This is a genomic window from Planococcus ruber (assembly GCF_022819085.1).
Classification (GTDB): Bacteria; Bacillota; Bacilli; order Bacillales_A; family Planococcaceae; genus Planococcus; species Planococcus ruber.
Map to the genome: position 1 here is coordinate 1,454,421 of NZ_JALHAG010000001.1, position 16,588 is coordinate 1,471,008.

The 16,588-nt window shown below is 42.9% G+C and carries 13 protein-coding genes; all 13 read left to right on the forward strand.

What is annotated here, in order from left to right; translation table 11 throughout:
• The first annotated feature begins 12 nt into the window (after positions 1–12).
• The 13 genes from rfbB (at position 13) to galU (ending at position 16,577) form a co-directional block, all read left to right on the forward strand.
• A complete protein-coding gene (rfbB, locus tag MTR82_RS07220) occupies positions 13–1,029 on the forward strand; it encodes a dTDP-glucose 4,6-dehydratase (RefSeq protein ID WP_246808488.1) in 1,017 nt (338 codons plus the stop codon).
• 112 nt (positions 1,030–1,141) lie between these two features.
• Positions 1,142–3,250 carry a hypothetical protein gene (locus MTR82_RS07225; protein ID WP_246808489.1) on the forward strand — a complete coding sequence of 703 codons (2,109 nt, stop codon included), beginning with the start codon at positions 1,142–1,144 and terminating at the stop codon, positions 3,248–3,250.
• Between the two features lie 20 nt (positions 3,251–3,270).
• Positions 3,271–4,746 carry an MOP flippase family protein gene (locus MTR82_RS07230; protein ID WP_279576980.1) on the forward strand — a complete coding sequence of 492 codons (1,476 nt, stop codon included), beginning with the start codon at positions 3,271–3,273 and terminating at the stop codon, positions 4,744–4,746.
• Between the two features lie 252 nt (positions 4,747–4,998).
• Positions 4,999–5,949, forward strand: a complete 951-nt coding sequence (gene fcl / locus MTR82_RS07235; RefSeq protein ID WP_052650840.1) for a GDP-L-fucose synthase — start codon at positions 4,999–5,001, stop codon at positions 5,947–5,949.
• 11 nt (positions 5,950–5,960) lie between these two features.
• Complete coding sequence (gene gmd, locus MTR82_RS07240) at positions 5,961–7,034, forward strand: GDP-mannose 4,6-dehydratase (protein ID WP_052650841.1); 1,074 nt, start codon at positions 5,961–5,963, stop codon at positions 7,032–7,034.
• Positions 7,035–7,258: 224 nt separating this feature from the next.
• Complete coding sequence (locus MTR82_RS07245; protein WP_052650842.1) at positions 7,259–8,215, forward strand: glycosyltransferase family 2 protein; 957 nt, start codon at positions 7,259–7,261, stop codon at positions 8,213–8,215.
• 51 nt (positions 8,216–8,266) lie between these two features.
• Positions 8,267–9,631 (forward strand): hypothetical protein, encoded by a 1,365-nt coding sequence (locus tag MTR82_RS07250; protein WP_246808491.1) that lies wholly within the window; start codon positions 8,267–8,269, stop codon positions 9,629–9,631.
• 28 nt (positions 9,632–9,659) lie between these two features.
• Positions 9,660–10,808 carry a glycosyltransferase family 4 protein gene (locus tag MTR82_RS07255; RefSeq protein ID WP_246808492.1) on the forward strand — a complete coding sequence of 383 codons (1,149 nt, stop codon included), beginning with the start codon at positions 9,660–9,662 and terminating at the stop codon, positions 10,806–10,808.
• Between the two features lie 11 nt (positions 10,809–10,819).
• Positions 10,820–12,061, forward strand: a complete 1,242-nt coding sequence (locus MTR82_RS07260) for a glycosyltransferase family 4 protein (RefSeq protein WP_246808493.1) — start codon at positions 10,820–10,822, stop codon at positions 12,059–12,061.
• A 369-nt stretch (positions 12,062–12,430) separates the two neighbouring features.
• Positions 12,431–13,816 (forward strand): sugar phosphate nucleotidyltransferase, encoded by a 1,386-nt coding sequence (locus MTR82_RS07265; RefSeq protein ID WP_246808494.1) that lies wholly within the window; start codon positions 12,431–12,433, stop codon positions 13,814–13,816.
• A gap of 34 nt (positions 13,817–13,850) precedes the next feature.
• Positions 13,851–14,828, forward strand: a complete 978-nt coding sequence (gene manA / locus MTR82_RS07270) for a mannose-6-phosphate isomerase, class I (RefSeq protein WP_246808495.1) — start codon at positions 13,851–13,853, stop codon at positions 14,826–14,828.
• Between the two features lie 217 nt (positions 14,829–15,045).
• Positions 15,046–15,249 carry a hypothetical protein gene (locus MTR82_RS07275; protein ID WP_199876590.1) on the forward strand — a complete coding sequence of 68 codons (204 nt, stop codon included), beginning with the start codon at positions 15,046–15,048 and terminating at the stop codon, positions 15,247–15,249.
• Positions 15,250–15,686: 437 nt separating this feature from the next.
• On the forward strand, positions 15,687–16,577 hold the full coding sequence (galU, locus tag MTR82_RS07280; protein WP_246808496.1) for a UTP--glucose-1-phosphate uridylyltransferase GalU: 891 nt from the start codon (positions 15,687–15,689) through the stop codon (positions 16,575–16,577).
• Positions 16,578–16,588: the final 11 nt, after the last annotated feature.

Consider the following 16,588-nt stretch of genomic DNA (forward strand, 5'->3'; position numbering starts at 1 on the left):
GAGGTCTTGCTGATGAAAAAAGTGTTGGTTACGGGTGGAGCCGGGTTTATCGGCGGTAATTTCGTTCAATATATGGTTGAAAAGTATCCAGAATACCATATTTTTAATCTGGATGCTTTAACTTATGCCGGAGATTTAACGAAACACCGGGAAATTGAAAAGAGGCGCAATTATACGTTCGTTCATACAGACATTACGAAAAGTCTGGAAATCCATAAGCTTTTTGAAAAGGAACAGTTTGATTATGTGGTCCATTTTGCTGCGGAAAGCCATGTTGACCGGTCAATCCGGGAGCCGGAAGTGTTTATCACGACCAATATACTTGGCACGCAAATTCTTTTGGAAGCGGCAAAACGCATTGGGGTCCAAAAGTTTGTCCATATTTCTACTGACGAAGTTTACGGAGAGTTGGATTTTGACCCTTCTACGTTTTTTACAGAAGAGACGCCGCTCCAGCCGAATAGCCCGTATAGTGCAAGCAAAGCATCTTCGGATTTACTGGTCCGTTCGTATTTTGAAACCTTCGGCTTGCCGGTCAATATTACACGCTGTTCCAATAACTACGGCCCTTATCATTTTCCGGAAAAATTGATTCCCTTGGCCATTTCCCATGTTTTGAAAGACCAGCCGGTGCCGGTTTACGGAGATGGCAAAAATATTCGGGATTGGCTGCATGTGGCGGATCATTGTTCCGCAATTGATCTGGTTCTGCATAAAGGGGAACTTGGAGAAGTCTATAATATCGGCGGCCATAATGAACAATCCAATTTAGACGTGGTGCGGACGATTCTCAACGCGTTAGGAAAAACCGAAGAATTAATCCAATACGTACCCGACCGCCTTGGCCACGATCGGCGCTATGCCATCGATCCTTCCAAATTAGAAAAGCTGGGCTGGAAGCCGATGTATCGTTTCGACAGCGGCATACAGCAAACCGTTCAATGGTATTTGGAGAACCGGGATTGGTGGGAACATATCCTAAAACGGCAGCGCCAGCCGAAACCGGATTTGGAGCCCATCAGCAAATAAGGAAAAAGAAAGCCATATCGTTTCAAAGGGCATCATCCTTTAGAAGACAATTGGATGGGGCTCTTCTGTTTTGATTTATACAGCAGTTTATGAAAAGCGGGGAGGTGCAGTAATGGAGAATAGTATGCGCGTCAGCGATTATTTGAGAGAACTTAACAGCGATAAGAAAAAAGTGAAAATCCTGCATTACAACGCAGAAGACGACCGATTGAAAATGGAGCTCGCTGCAGCGGGTTATGATAATTATTTAGCAGTCGTTTCAGATATTTCCCATTCTTTCGGCGGGTATGCTTATCCGGTAAACGGCAATGATGTCATTTATAAAAACAACGCAGATGTCCTGATTTTGGGGAAAGCAGGATTCGATGATATTAAAAAAGCGTTCAATTCTTCAGCAGAATTGATTGTCTTTAAACCAAGCAACTTAGTGAATAATTTCAGTTTTTTGGCCGTGTGGGCATATAAATATGCCCGGAAGCGAAGATGGGAAATGAGCTTTAAGGTGTTCGCTGAAGAAAACGGGAAATTCAGTAGAGGCATCTTATTTAAACGCCAATATAAAAAAGAAAAGAAAGCACGCCATTATCTATCTCCAGAGACACCCATTGACTCGCTTTTCAAGCGCTTTAATGAGCAACGGTTAAGATACGTCGTCCTTCGATGGTTTGATAAAATTCCATTCTCGGACATTCAGGAAGATGTCGATCTCCTGGTAGCCGACGAAGACATCCATAAAGTCCAACAAGCATTAAATGAAAAAGTAGGCATTCTGCCTTTTGACCTTTATAGCGTGAGCGGCTTGCCTGGGAGCAGCTTCAAAAATATGGCCTATTATCCGCCGAATTTGGCTGAAAAAATCCTGTCTGCCAGGACCCTTTGGGAAAATCGGTTCTTTGTTCCGGATAAACGCCATTACTTTTTAAGCCTTCTTTATCACGCGGTTTACCATAAAGGGATAAAGTCCGGAATTCCGGTTCGAGACGGAAGCTTCGCCCGACAGGAATTAGCGGATCATGAATATTTGAATATTTTACAAGCATTGGCTAAGAAAAATGAAATGGAACTAAAAGAGCTTAATCTCATGTACTTCCATCACTTATTGGCAGCAGAAGGCTGGGCACCGGCGACCGATACGATTCGAAAGCTGCCGGATGAGAATGCGTCTTGGCTGAAAGAAACCATTGCCCGTTCCTCCGATGACTTTGAAAAATCAGGAGAAGTGATGGTATTCGTCATAAGGGATTGGGCTTATAAAAGAGGGCTGACAGGATTTATCATCAATTGGCTGGAAAAAAGCGGATTGAATCTGGTGAAAGCCATCGAATTGAATCGCGAACAAAAAAGGCAGGCATCCCAACGGCTGCGCGGAGGAAATTGGGGGCAGGGGCCTTGGCCGGTAAATGGAGGAGAGCCTGCTGTTTTGCTAGTCATGTATGATTATCATCCAAATCCTCTAAAAGAAAAATTTAAAAAGAAATATCCGCATGTGTCGAACGAACATTATCTCTTTAAAGAAGAAGTCCGGAGAGAAATCAATTCAAATCTTGAGCCCGAGGAAAAGACAAATCCGATCCATAGTTCGGACGATGAAATTGAAGCGCTGGATTACATCAATATGGTTGTTCCAGAAATCATGTCCTATGTCCGAGATACTATCAGGGAATGGGATAAAGCCTATGTCACGAAAGAGAAAGTCTATAAAGATTTGTCCGGCAACCGGCGGCGGGCAAAGGTAGAAGTGATTGAATACCGAGGCAAAAAAGCAGTCAAAAAAACCTATCAGGCAGGAAAAGAACGTTTTCTGAAACGTGAAGTCTATGTGTACGGAGAACTTAGCAAAGAATGCGAGTTTATCCCGAAACTCCTCGACAGCGGCGATAACTACTTGATTGTTCCGTTGCTGGATACCTTGAAAATTGCCGAGAACAAACGGGTGAAGAAATGGATGCTGAAAAAATACAAAGAAGAAATATTGGGCATTAGCCGTTTTTTCTATGAAAAAGGTTTTGCGTTGATCGATTTCCATCCCGGAAATATTTTAATGACCAAAGAAGGGCCGCGGATCATCGATTTTGAGTTCTTGTATAAATACGATCACAAGCCGAAAACAATTGATGAATCTTTTGATTTTATCGGATATCCCGATAATTTCATGGCGGACATCCCGTATGGCATCGATCTGAAAAGCCGAAAAGATCTGTGGAAAAAAATCCTTTATTGAGATGGGAGTGAGTTGAAGCGATGTCGTCCTTAAAAAAGAAAGTGGCCGCCAGCATGAAACTCACATCACTCTCCATGCTAATCACGAGCCTTCTGCAGATTGTCCAGTTAGTGGTTCTGGGACGCATTCTCGGCCCTGCCGTCTATGGCATTTTGGCGCTCGTGCAGATCGTTATCCAATTTGCCCAAATGTATATGGATATGGGATTGACAGATGCCATCATTCAGAAGGAGAAAATCAGCAAAATTCAATTATCGAGCCTTTACTGGGTTTCAATTTTTACGGGGATCGGAATCTTTATTCTTCTCTTTTTTGCGGCACCGCTTCTCGCCAGCTTATTTGACCATGCAGAACTAAAAGGGATGATTCAAGTAGTGGGCATCAGCTTTGTCATTATCCCTTTTGGGTTGCAGTTCCAAACGATTGCCAGCAAAAATCTGGAGTTCAGCCAAATTACGAAGAATGAAATCGCCGCTTCTTTCATCGGGGTTTCTCTGACCATCTTCTTGGCAGCTTTTATGGCAGCGGGAGCTTGGTCGCTTGTTTTTGGCCACATCGCCAGTTCGCTTGTGCGGACGGTGCCTTGGGCAGTTGCCGGTTTTAGAAATCCGGAAACACGGCCGGCACTGGTGTTTTCTTGGAAAAGCATCACAGAATTGATTGTTTTCGGATTGTATCGCCTCGGAACGACAACGGCCAATTACTTCAATACGAAAATCGACCAAATTATCATTGGAATTTTAATGGGGCCGCAAATTCTCGGGATTTACAGCATGGCCATGAACTTGATCATGCAGCCGATCCAGAAATTGAACCCGATGATTACCCGGGTTTCATTTCCGGTTTTCGCTAAAATTCAACAGGATCAAAAGCGGCTGCAAAAAGCTTACCTCTTTATCATTCAACTGATTATGACGTTAAATGCACCATTTTTTTCCGGTCTTATTGTGTTAGCACCTTTTCTTGTGCCGCTTCTTCTAGGAAAAGAATGGACAGAGGCAATAATGATTGTTCAAATTCTTTGCTTCTATGCCTTGTTCCGGGCCTTGGGAAATCCAAGCGGAAGCTTGTTCACTGCTGTTGGGAAAGTGCGCTGGAGCTTTTACTGGCAGTTGGGGCTGCTGTTTATAGTTCCGGTCGTTGTCTATTTCTCAAGTTTAACTGGTGAACTGGCAATGGTGGCATTGGCTATGGGCCTCTTGCGGTTTGTTTTATTCTTCATCAATTATTTCAGCAGAATCCGGTTGATCATTGGAAACAGCTTCAATGAATTGATGAAATCTATCTTTGTTCCAATTTTTCATTCAGTTGTAATGATTTTGTTGCTCCAGGGATTGATCGGCATCTTGGCAAAAACAAATGACATTGCCATCATTCTGATCAGTTTTTGTGCAGGCCTGCTCATCTATGGGTTTTTAATGATGATGTTCCAGAAAAAATTATTGCTGGAAGTCAAAAGTTTCTTTATCCAGAAGGCAGAGAAAAGGCTGGCTTAAAGAAAAATACTCAAATTTATAAAATAATCTAAATAATCTGTTTTATTAAGTCTAAAGTATGCTAAAATGATAAAAATAAGGCATACGATAAGCATTTAGTATTGGTAAATATGTACAAAAATGCAGGAATAATTTTAGAGGGTCTAAAAAGCCTTATTTTTCAAGAACAGCATTACGGCAGCGTCGGCTCTTTGCCAGCATGCAAGTAAGGAAGCCTTCTCTTCAGAGACCATAGAAAAGGATGGGGTTTAAATGGATGTGTCATCAAAGATATATGTAGCAGGGCATCGGGGCCTAGTAGGATCCGCTATTGTCAGAGATTTAAAAAAGAATGGCTATCATAATCTTGTCTTTCGCAATCATTGCGAATTAGATTTGACAGACCGCAGCCAAGTTGACGCATTCTTCAACTTAGAAAAGCCGGAATATGTATTTTTAGCTGCTGCAAAAGTAGGGGGGATTGTAGCCAATAACGATTATCCTGCTGATTTCATTCGAGACAATTTGATGATTCAAACGAATGTAATTGATGCCTCCCATAAGAATGGAGTAAAAAAGCTTCTGTTTTTAGGAAGCACATGCATTTATCCAAAATACACGCCGCAGCCGATGAGGGAAGATTCGTTATTGACTGGAGAACTGGAGCCGACAAATGAGCCCTATGCGATTGCGAAAATAGCCGGAATCAAAATGTGCGAGTATTACAATAAGCAGTACGGAACTGAATTTATTTCCATCATGCCGACCAATTTATTTGGCCCTAATGACAATTTTGATTTAAACAGCTCCCATGTGCTGCCTGCTTTGATTCGCAAGTTCCATGAAGCGAAAGTAAATTCTTCGCCGACCGTTGAAGTTTGGGGGACCGGAACGCCGAGGAGAGAATTTCTTTACTCGGACGATCTGGCGAATGCAGCTGTGTATTTAATGAACACTTACAGCAAAAGCGAACTGGTGAATATCGGTGTCGGCAAGGATATTTCCATTAAGGAATTAGCTGAAAAAATCAAGAACATTACGGGCTACGAAGGCGAAATCAGATTTAATACATCGAAACCGGATGGGACGCCGCGAAAACTCGTAGATGTGAGCAAGCTCCACAATCTTGGCTGGAAAGCCCAGACGTCATTGGACGATGGGCTGAAATTGGCTTATGAATGGTTTTTGGAAAATATCAGCAATGAAACTATTACGGTTAAATAATGGGGGATTCGATGAGAAAAGCATTGATAACAGGGATCACTGGCCAGGACGGATCGTTTTTAGCAGATTTTCTTTTAGAGAAAGGCTACGAGGTTCATGGGATTATTCGGCGAAGCTCGAGTTTCAATACAGAAAGAATTGAGCACCTTTATATCGAAGAATTGAAAACAAGTGAAAACTTCTTTATCCATTATGGTGACATGACCGATACTTCCAATGTGATTCGGTTGATCAGCGAAATTAAGCCGGATGAAATTTACAATTTGGCTGCGATGTCCCATGTAAAAGTGTCGTTTGAGACGCCGGAATATACAGCAGATGTAGATGGCATCGGCACGCTCCGAATTTTGGAAGCTGTACGGATCCTTGGCTTGCAGCAGAAAACGCGGATTTACCAAGCCTCTACTTCCGAATTATTTGGAAAAGTCCAGGAGGTGCCGCAAAAAGAAACGACGCCATTTTATCCGCGCTCGCCATATGGAGTGGCCAAATTATACGGTTTTTGGATTACCAAAAATTACAGGGAATCGTATGGGATGTTTGCGGTGAACGGCATTCTGTTTAACCATGAATCAGAACGCCGGGGAGAAACGTTTGTAACCCGCAAAATTACCATGGCCGCTGCCCGGATTGCCAGCGGTAAACAGCAAAAGCTGTCGCTTGGGAATTTGGATGCCCGCCGGGACTGGGGATATGCAAAAGATTACGTCGAGTGCATGTGGCTGATTTTGCAGCACGACACGCCGGAAGATTTCGTGATTGCGACAGGAGAAATGCATACGGTGCGTGAATTTGCGACTCTCGCTTTTCTGCATGCGGGCATCGAAATCGAATGGCAAGGCGAAGGGGTCGAAGAGAAAGGAATCAATAAACGTACCGGAGAAGTGGTTGTTGAAGTGAATCCGGATTACTTCCGCTTAGCCGAAGTGGAACAATTACTCGGCGATCCGTCAAAAGCGAAACGCCTGTTGAACTGGAATCCTACGGCAACGCCGTTTGAGGAATTGGTTGAGATTATGGTTAAAAACGATTTGCGTTTATTGGGCAAGGAAAAGCAAGAAGCATATAGCACAAAAGAGTTTTAAGGTAAAATGCGGAGCTGCTGGAAGAGGGCTCTGCATCTTTTTCACCATATAAAGTATTCTCTATTTTCAGACAACTAAGAAATCAGATTACAGACAAGAACTGTACGGCTGCTGTCGAGTCAAATTCTGTCTTAATCCTGCATCAGAGTTAAATGTGCAATAAAAAACCCAAAAATTGTATGTTCAATTTATAAGAGGAGACAGACGCTAAGGAGTGGACTCGATTGGGAAAAACAAGTGAAAAAGTAAGTGTCGTAATCCCTACCTATAATCGTTCTGAATTATTGAAGAAAGCCGTCTATAGCCTCCAGCACCAGCGGCATCAAAATTTGGAAATCATCATTGTGGATGATTGTTCAACCGATGATACAGAAGCGGTAGTGAAAGAAATGCAGGATCCGCGCATCAAGTACATTCGGCACCAAATCAATAGAGGGGGTTCCGAAGCCCGGAATACAGGCATTAAGCTGGCTAAAGGAAATTACGTCGGTTTTTTGGATTCCGATGATCAGTGGCTTCCTGATAAATTGCAAAAGCAATTAGCGATATTTCGCAGCAATCCGGAAGTCGGCGCCGTCTACACCGGAGTCAAATTGGTCAATGACAGCCAGACACTGAAGGAAATTGTTCCCCGCTACCGGGGCAACATTTTGCCGATGCTTATGGAATCCAATTGCATTGATACGACTTCTTCGGTTCTGGTCAAAACAGAATTGCTCCATGAAATTAACGGGTTTGAATCCTCTTTGCCCAGCTGCCAAGATTGGGATTTGTATCTTCGTTTGTCGCAGATTACAAATTTTGATTTTGTAAAGGATTCGATGGTCTTGTTCTTCCAACATTCGGGAGAGCGCATTTCGACGAACAACGAGGCGGTGCTCAATGGCCAGCTGTATATTTTCAAAGCCTATAAAGAGTTAGCGAAAGAATTGGGAAACGGAGTTTTTGAAAAGTTCTCCATCAATATTTTTAAAACCTTATTGAAAGTGGCCATTACAAGCTGCGATAAAGAAGCGGTTAAATTGGCCAGAAAAGTGCTGATCGAAGCGGCATTTGAAAAGAACAGCTCGGTAAAAGCGTGCATCTATTATCTTTCCACTTTCCTGCCGTTGAAAGTCTTGGAAATCATGTATAAGCAATCGAAAAAGAACTATAAATTCTCTGAAATTCTTTCTACGTAAACGTTAATCGAATACCGAAGAGCATTATAAGGATAAAGGGATGATCATATGGTGAACAACTACAGTGAATCAGACAATAAAAATGAACGGGTCTTTCAAGTGGCTGTGAATATCCTGGCTGGAATCGCCATGCTGTATTATTTTGCGCAAATCGGCCAGCAGTTTCAGGCGAAGGATGTGCTTCATTTTATTATATTAGGAATTTTTGCCGTTAAATTTGTGATGGATGTGGCGATCTTTAAAGTCGGTTTCGCTTCTTTTTCGCTGCTTCTATTGTTTTTGCCGATATTGAGCATTCTCGGATTTGCGCCTTCCGGCAATGTGCAGCCGCTATTCAACGACCGGACGCAGCTGATTGAAAAGCATTTCTACCTTTTAGCTTTTGCTGCATTGTTTTTTTACTTTATTTGGTCGCTGCTGCTGGTGCTCGACAATAAATCGTTTAAGAAGTATGATGCGATCATTTTAAAGTTCTTTTTTAGAGAGACGAATAGCTTGTTGTCCACCTGGTTCTTCAGCGCTGTTGCGATTGCTTCCGCCATCATTTATCTGCCGGATCTTCCGGGGCGCGCCTACCACGAATTCTCGCCGAGCTTGCTGCCGGGGAATGCCTGGAATTCAGTGGTTGCCATTTCTTACTTTTTTGTCCTGATTGGGGTTAAGGGAAGTATGCTGCGAAAAGCTGCTTTGCTGTTTGTGCCTTTTTGGCTGCTTTCCCATTATGCACGGGTGGATATTCTGGGCTTGATCCTGATTTTATACGTCATCATTACGAACACGAAAAAAGGGAAGATTTTTAAGGCCAATTTTAATTTTAAGAAATTCAGCATCATTGCCATCGGGCTTTTGGTCTTTTCTTATTTAGGGATTGTGCGGCATAACGGATTGGTGTTTGATGCAGCAGCCATTTTGGATTCCTTTGCGGTGTTGGTGAATTATCCAACAGTCCAGGATTTGGTCTACTCCACTGCTGCTGCAATTGAAGTGACCTACGACCATGGAACGTCATCAACGCTTCTCGGGTATATTCCGCAATTGATGCCTTCTTTCCTGGGATCGGAAGCGGGACCGGGGGCAGCGCATCTTGTGGCTGAGTCGATCCATACCAATTACGGATTGTTTATTTACGGAGAGTATTTCTTGAATTATCAAGTGATAGGCGTGATTTTAGCTCCGTTTCTGACGTATCTTGTGGTTTTTGTTCCGGCGTTGCTGCTGCGGAAGGTATTTGGAGATTTTGGATTTTCTCTTGGCTATTACTTGATTGTCACGACAATCGCACGTGTTTTCTGGTACGGCTATATCTACTATATAAAACCCATGCTGGTCATCGTGCCAGTCTTTATCTTGATCTATTTGGTGATAAACGCCTTGGAAAAAGAGTTGGCCGGAAAGCCTGTGCTGAAATTCAAATAGCGATCCGTTGAATGGAGAGGTGAATCAAATGGGGAATGTGAAAAAGAAGACGCTGATCTTTGTCGGGCCTTTGCCGCCGCCGATTTTAGGGGAAAGCATCGCTCTTCAATCGTTGTATGAAGCAGAGAAGCTTCATGAAATCTTTGATGTGAAAAAAATGAATTTGAGCCGGAAAGATTTTGAAAATCCAGGCGGCCTGGCGATGGATAAGCTGTTTTTTGATTCGATTAAGCTTGCATATACCGCTTTTCTCAGTGTTTTCAATAAAAATGCCATCCTGTACATTTCGATTTCCCAAACGAAAATGGGGCTGATCCGAGATTGCCTGTTCATCCGCTTTGCCAAAGTTTCCAATAGAAATCGAGTAGTTGCCCATTTGCATGGCAATAATCTCGGCGGAACCATCGATGCTACCTCAGGGAGACTCCGGAAATTTATTGAAAATACTTTAAAGAAAGTGGATGTCGGCATCGTTTTGGGCGGGAAGTTGGCGCCTAATTTTAAAAATCTCGTAAAGCGGGTAGAAGTCGTGTCAAATGGAATACCTGAACACTTCATCCGAAAAAATGAAATTAATTTTAATCGGAAGAAAGAGCGATTATCCATCTTGTACTTGAGTAATTTGATGGCTGAAAAAGGATATGTCGAATTGATCCACGCTGTTGTCGGCTTGATAAAAGAAGGATTGGATCTTGAACTGAATCTCGTAGGGGCCATTCAAAGTGAAAATGAATTCCAGGAAGTAAAGCGGTTCATTGATAAAAACGGGATGGCTGATCGGATCATCTACCATGGGACAAAGCGCGGCGAAGAGAAAAAGCGGTTTTTCCTCGAGGCCGATATGATGGCGCTGCCTACGAAATACAAGGTGGAGGGCCAACCGATGTCCATTATCGAGGGGATGGCAGCGGGACTGCCGATTATTTCGTCTGACCGTGGGATCATTGCTGAGTTGATCGAAGACTGCGGCATTTTGGTGGAACCTGCAGTAGCGGATATCAAACAAGCGATCAGACGGCTCGCTGTAAATGAAGATGAGCGGAAGCTGCTTGGCAAAATCAGCCGGAAAATCTATGAAGAATATTACACAGAAGACAAGTATACCGATTCGCTCATCGCTATTTTCAATGAATTTGATAATCAGGAAGCACCAATCTCTGTTAATTCTTTAGGATAGGAAGGCGACTTATGGAACCTAAAAAGAAAATTGTTTTTGTCATCAATTACTTTTATCCGGATTTAGCAGCTACGAGCCAATTATTGACTGAACTCACGAAAGACCTCCAGGAAGATTTTTCGATTACGGTTATCGCTGCCCAGCCTGGGTATGCTGGAGAAAAGAAAGAAGTAAAAGAGACTTTCGAGGAAGATTACCTGGAACAGATTAAAATCGTCCGGATTAAGCTGCCGGAAGTTGATAAAAATTCGAAGCTCAGCCGGATCCGCTATATTCTTTCGTATTTTGCGCTCGCAAATATCGCGCTATTAAAAGAAAAGGGCGTAGATATCATCTTTACGATTTCTCAGCCTCCTATTTTAGGCGGACTGATTGGTTCAATCGGAAAATTCCTTAAGCGGGCTCAGCATGTCTACAGTATCCATGATTTTAATCCTGAGCAGGCACAAGCTGTTTCTTATACAAACAACCAACTGATCTTTAAAGCAGCAAAAATGGTCGACAAGTGGAATTGCAGCTACGCTGACCATGTGCTGGTCGTCGGGCGGGACATGGCGGAAACGCTTAGGCAGCGCTTTTCAAATAAAAGCGTTCCTGACCATTCCGTCATCAGCAATTGGACCAACGAGAAAGAAATCCTGCCGCTCGATAAACAACAGCCGATGGTGGCTGACTTTTTGGCGAAGCACCGATTGCAGGATAAATTCATCGTGATGTATTCGGGGAATTTGGGCCTGTATTACGATCTGGAAAATATCGTAGAAATCATCAAAGAATTTAAGGAAGAAACAGGCATTGTTTTCTTGTTTATCGGCGAAGGTGCAGTGAAGGAACGGATGCAGGAATTTGCAAAAGTGAATCAGTTAGAGAATGTGATGTTTCTCCCTTATCAGCCAAAAGAGTTTATCCGCTATTCCTTGAATGCAGCCGACGTCCATTTAGTGGTAAATCAAAAAGGCATCAAAGGCGTGTCGGTTCCGAGCAAAATTTATGGCGTGATGGCAGCTGGAAAACCTATTTTGGGTGTTTTGGAGCAAGGAAGCGAAGTGGAGCGGCTGATCTCGGAAAGCGGGTCGGGAGTAGTGGTGGAACCGCAGAATTATGCGGGAATTGTCGATTCCATCAAGAAGCTTTACCGGATGAACCAGGACGAGCTGCAAAGAATGGGATTAAATGGCCGCCTGTATTTAGAAGAGAATCTCACGAGGGAAAATTCAATCGGCAAATACCGGGAAGTCTTGAAATCATTATAAGGAAAAAACCGTCTAGTCCCGCTATGGAAGAGGCGGTTTTTATTTTCGTTAAAAAATCTAAATACCTATATACCACTAACCTTTTGAAATCCAATAAACGCTATAAGTAATCCTATTTACTTATGAAAATGAATGATATTTTCCAATAAATAATTTTATAATATCTGATATTTCAAACTAATTTGAATATTTATATTGAATTATCAGATATTTGTGAGTACAATGGGGTTATATCAATTTCTTATGAGGGTAAAAAGAAGCTTGGGTTATTTTTATTTTAGTTATTTATACCTAATTAAGAGCCGCGAATAATCATGCGGTTGGATTAAAGTGAACAAAACTTATTCGAAGGCGATGGGAGGATTCTATATGAGACTTGTTTTATTGTCAGGGGGTTCAGGCAAACGGCTTTGGCCGCTGTCAAATGATGCGCGGTCAAAGCAGTTCCTGAAGGTTCTGAATGACCGGCAAGGCAATAAGGTATCGATGGTCCAGCGGGTATGGCAGCAGCTTCGGGAAACGAACTTGGCGGATCATTCAATTATCGCGACGAGCTATTCCCAGGTGGATATGATTAAAACTCAATTAGGGCCGTCTGTCCATATCGTGACAGAACCGGAAAGAAGAGACACCTTCCCGGCAATCGCACTCGCTGCCGTTTACTTGTTTTCGGTTAAAGGATGCAGGCTGGACGAAGTAGTCGGCATGCTTCCTGTGGATCCGTATGTGGATAACGGTTTTTTTAATCGTGTCCACGATTTGGAGGAATCGCTGAAAAAATCGGGCGCCGATTTGGCATTGATGGGAGTTAAGCCGACCTATCCTTCTGCGAAATACGGATACATCATTCCGAAAGCGTCAAATGGCGAGGATTATTTAACAGTTGATTATTTCAAAGAAAAGCCTAGTGAAGCGGAAGCGGAAAGCCTGATTGCTGAAAATGCTTTATGGAATTGTGGGGTGTTTGCGTTCCGCCTCGATTATATTATCGACCAGCTGATTGAACGGGGCCTTCCGACGGACTATGAAGGGCTTCTTGAAAATTATCATCTTTTGCCGAAAAACAGTTTTGACTATGAAGTGGTGGAAAAGGCGAAGCAGATCATTTCCCTGCCGTATGAAGGGTACTGGAAAGACCTTGGAACCTGGAATACGCTGACGGAAGAAATGGGCGGCTCGATTACGGGGAAAGGCGTCATTGGCAAAAATGTGACTAATTCGCATATCGTCAATGAACTAGATGTGCCGATTACGCTGCTCGGGCTAGATAATGTCGTCGTGGCAGCGAGCCCGGACGGAATTCTTGTGACGGATAAAGATGCCAGCACAAAAGTGAAGGAATATGTCGACGGCTTCGGCGGCCGCCCGATGTATGAAGAACGCCGGTGGGGATGGTATCGGGTCTTGGAGTATACGAAATATCCGGAAGGCAATGAAGTGCTGATTAAGCGCTTAAGCGTCCATGCAGGCAAAAATTTCAGCTACCAAGTTCACTATAAGCGCAGTGAAGTATGGACGATTGTAAAAGGCGAAGGGGTTTTTGTGATCAATGACCAGCTCAGCCATGTGCGCACGGGCGACGTCATCCATATTCCTTTGGCCGCAAAGCATACACTCCGTGCGACGACTGAAATGGAGATCATTGAAGTCCAGACGGGCAGTGAACTGATTGAGGAAGATATATTCCGCGCATTGAATGAGTGGGAGGAAATCGAAGCGGTCTGCAAAGGAAGAGTATCGGCAATCCAGCAATAAAAAGGCAGTTCTGATCTTTAGGGGAGGTGCGTCCATGTATAAGGAACCGGTTTTTCTAGATCCTGTTTTTCAGGAACGGATATGGGGAGGCAGCCGGCTGCAAACGTTATTCGATTATCAAATCCCTACTCATTTGACAGGCGAAGCTTGGGTGATTTCTGCGCATGAAAATGGCCCTTCTGTGGTAAGGAATGGCGCGTTGAAAGGGAAGAAATTATCGGAGGTTTGGCGAGAGCACCCCAATTTATTTGGCCGCAACGCTTCCGATGATGAATTTCCGCTATTGGTCAAAATTTTGGATGCCAATGATAATTTGTCTGTCCAAGTCCATCCGGATGACCAGTATGCCCAGAAAGTTGTGGGGAAACCGTGCGGGAAAACTGAATGCTGGTATATATTGGATTGCGACGAAGATGCGGAAATTATTATTGGCCATAAAGCGCGCAGCCAAATGGAATTTCAGGAAATGGTGAAAAACGGCGAATGGCAAAATCTTCTCCAGACCATGAAGGTTCAAAAAGGCGATTTTATTTACGTGCCGAGCGGAACTTTACATGCGATTGGTAAAGGAATTGTCATTTTGGAAACCCAGCAAAGTTCCGATATTACTTATCGCGTCTATGATTATGACCGTACGGATCGGAATGGTGCAAAACGGGAGCTGCACCTAGAGCATGCTTTGACATGCACAATGTATCCCCATCAGGATTTTCTATGCGAGAAACTGCGTGAAGAGAAAGGGAATCTGACATCTACCCGGTTAGTGGAAGAAACGTATTTTACGGTTTACCATTGGCTCTTGAAAGGCAAAATGGAAGCAAGTTTAGCCGCGGGGTTTCTGATGGTCAGTGTCATCGAGGGGGCAGGCGAATTTGGCAGCGAAGACTGTAGAATGGCGCTAAAAAAAGGCGACAATTTTATTGTGCCGGCTACCATTAAAGATTATTTCATCAGCGGAGAAATGGAAATGATTGTTTCGCATACATCAAACGCTGCAATCGGGTTAAAATGAAGTTCAACTGTACATCTCTCTATACTTTAATTTCTGAATATTTAGTCTAAGGCGATTGGAACTTCCAATCGCTTTTTTATATGCAGTCGTTGAAAACTGTGTGCAGTCAGCATTTTTTAAGAAAAAATTTTACGTGATCTACAAAAAACTCCCAATAAGATGGTAAACTAAAGATATTAAATCAGTAGATCGGCAATGAACTTGTGCAGGAAGCTGAATGGACAGAAAAATACATATGCAGATAAAAGAGGAGTCAATTATGTGGATGGCGTTAACGGCAGGAATAGCGGTAGTGGCAGGATTTGCATTTTCTTTTGCAAAAACAAGTTCTCGGGCAGAAAAAATAACTGAAAAGCACCGGGAAGAACTGATGAACAGAGAAATCCCGAAAGAAAAAGAAGCGCAGCGAAACATTGATTAAAAATAGCTTGAGTGCAGGTCCGGCAACGGGCGAACACTCAAGCTATTTTTATTTTCCCACACAACAATATTCTAATTTACTAGAAAATTTAGAAAAATGTAATATATTCACTGAAAAAGCTTTCTATTTAGGACTATGGATGTTAAAATAGTTAAATAAATTGATTATTAAGAATATTACTAATTATATATAACCACGAAAGGAGAGTGATTTTGAATAAAATTGTTTATTTAGGTAAAAAGTATTAGTTAATTTGTGGGGTTATCCCATCAAAATAATAATGGATTTTTCCAGAAGAATTAATAAAAACTTATGCTTAACCACTAAGTGAAGCATAGAATCATTTCAATATGGAGGAGAAAAGCATTTAAGCATTCTTAAAATGGCTAGATGAATAGCCGAAATATAATTAATTGCTAAGTTCAGGAGGGAATCCAATGACGAAAAAAGTTACAAAAGCCATTATTCCGGCAGCAGGCCTTGGAACACGCTTCTTGCCGGCTACGAAAGCCATGCCGAAAGAAATGCTCCCGATCATTGATAAACCGACGATCCAATACATTGTAGAAGAAGCCATCGCTTCCGGGATTGAAGACATCATTATCGTTACAGGAAAAGGAAAGCGGGCCATTGAAGATCATTTTGATAAGAATTTCGAACTGGAAGATAATCTTTTCAAGAAAGGCAAATACGATTTGTTGGAGAAAGTCCGTGCCAGTTCAAAAGTGGAAATCCATTACATTCGGCAAAAAGAGCCGAAAGGTCTGGGACATGCCGTCTGGTGTGCACGCAAGTTCATCGGCAACGAACCGTTTGCCGTGCTTCTTGGAGACGATGTGGTGAAGGCGGACAAGCCTTGTTTAAAGCAGTTGATGGATCAATACGATAGCCTGCAATCTTCTGTTATCGGCGTCCAGGAAGTGCCGGATACTGAAACCCATCGCTATGGCATTATCAATCCCGTAGCGGTAGACGGACGGAGCTACCAGGTCAGCAATTACGTAGAAAAGCCGAAACAAGGAACCGCTCCATCGAACTTGGCGATCATGGGACGCTATATTCTGACGCCGGAGATATTCAGCTTCCTGGACCAACAGAAATTGGGAGCTGGCGGAGAAATCCAATTGACGGACGCCATCCAAAAATTGAATGAAATCCAGAATGTTTTTGCTTATAACTTTGAAGGCAAGCGCTATGATGTTGGGGAGATGCTCGGCTTTATCCGGACTACCATTGAATTTGCCTTGGACAATGAAGAATTTTCAGAACCTCTTGCAGAAATCATGAAAGAACTGCTTAGCCAAAAATCTGCTGCATCATTAATCTAGCCTGGGAGGAA

Excerpts from the sequence above, each read along its gene's own strand:
- MTR82_RS07225 (WP_246808489.1), top strand. The coding sequence starts at position 1,142 with ATGGAGAATAGTATGCGCGTCAGCGATTATTTGAGAGAACTTAACAGC.
- gmd (WP_052650841.1), top strand. The coding sequence starts at position 5,961 with ATGAGAAAAGCATTGATAACAGGGATCACTGGCCAGGACGGATCGTTT.
- manA (WP_246808495.1), top strand. The coding sequence starts at position 13,851 with ATGTATAAGGAACCGGTTTTTCTAGATCCTGTTTTTCAGGAACGGATA.
- MTR82_RS07230 (WP_279576980.1), top strand. The coding sequence starts at position 3,271 with ATGTCGTCCTTAAAAAAGAAAGTGGCCGCCAGCATGAAACTCACATCA.
- MTR82_RS07255 (WP_246808492.1), top strand. The coding sequence starts at position 9,660 with ATGGGGAATGTGAAAAAGAAGACGCTGATCTTTGTCGGGCCTTTGCCG.
- MTR82_RS07265 (WP_246808494.1), top strand. The coding sequence starts at position 12,431 with ATGAGACTTGTTTTATTGTCAGGGGGTTCAGGCAAACGGCTTTGGCCG.
- rfbB (WP_246808488.1), top strand. The coding sequence starts at position 13 with ATGAAAAAAGTGTTGGTTACGGGTGGAGCCGGGTTTATCGGCGGTAAT.
- fcl (WP_052650840.1), top strand. The coding sequence starts at position 4,999 with ATGGATGTGTCATCAAAGATATATGTAGCAGGGCATCGGGGCCTAGTA.
- MTR82_RS07275 (WP_199876590.1), top strand. The coding sequence starts at position 15,046 with ATGGACAGAAAAATACATATGCAGATAAAAGAGGAGTCAATTATGTGG.
- MTR82_RS07260 (WP_246808493.1), top strand. The coding sequence starts at position 10,820 with ATGGAACCTAAAAAGAAAATTGTTTTTGTCATCAATTACTTTTATCCG.
- galU (WP_246808496.1), top strand. The coding sequence starts at position 15,687 with ATGACGAAAAAAGTTACAAAAGCCATTATTCCGGCAGCAGGCCTTGGA.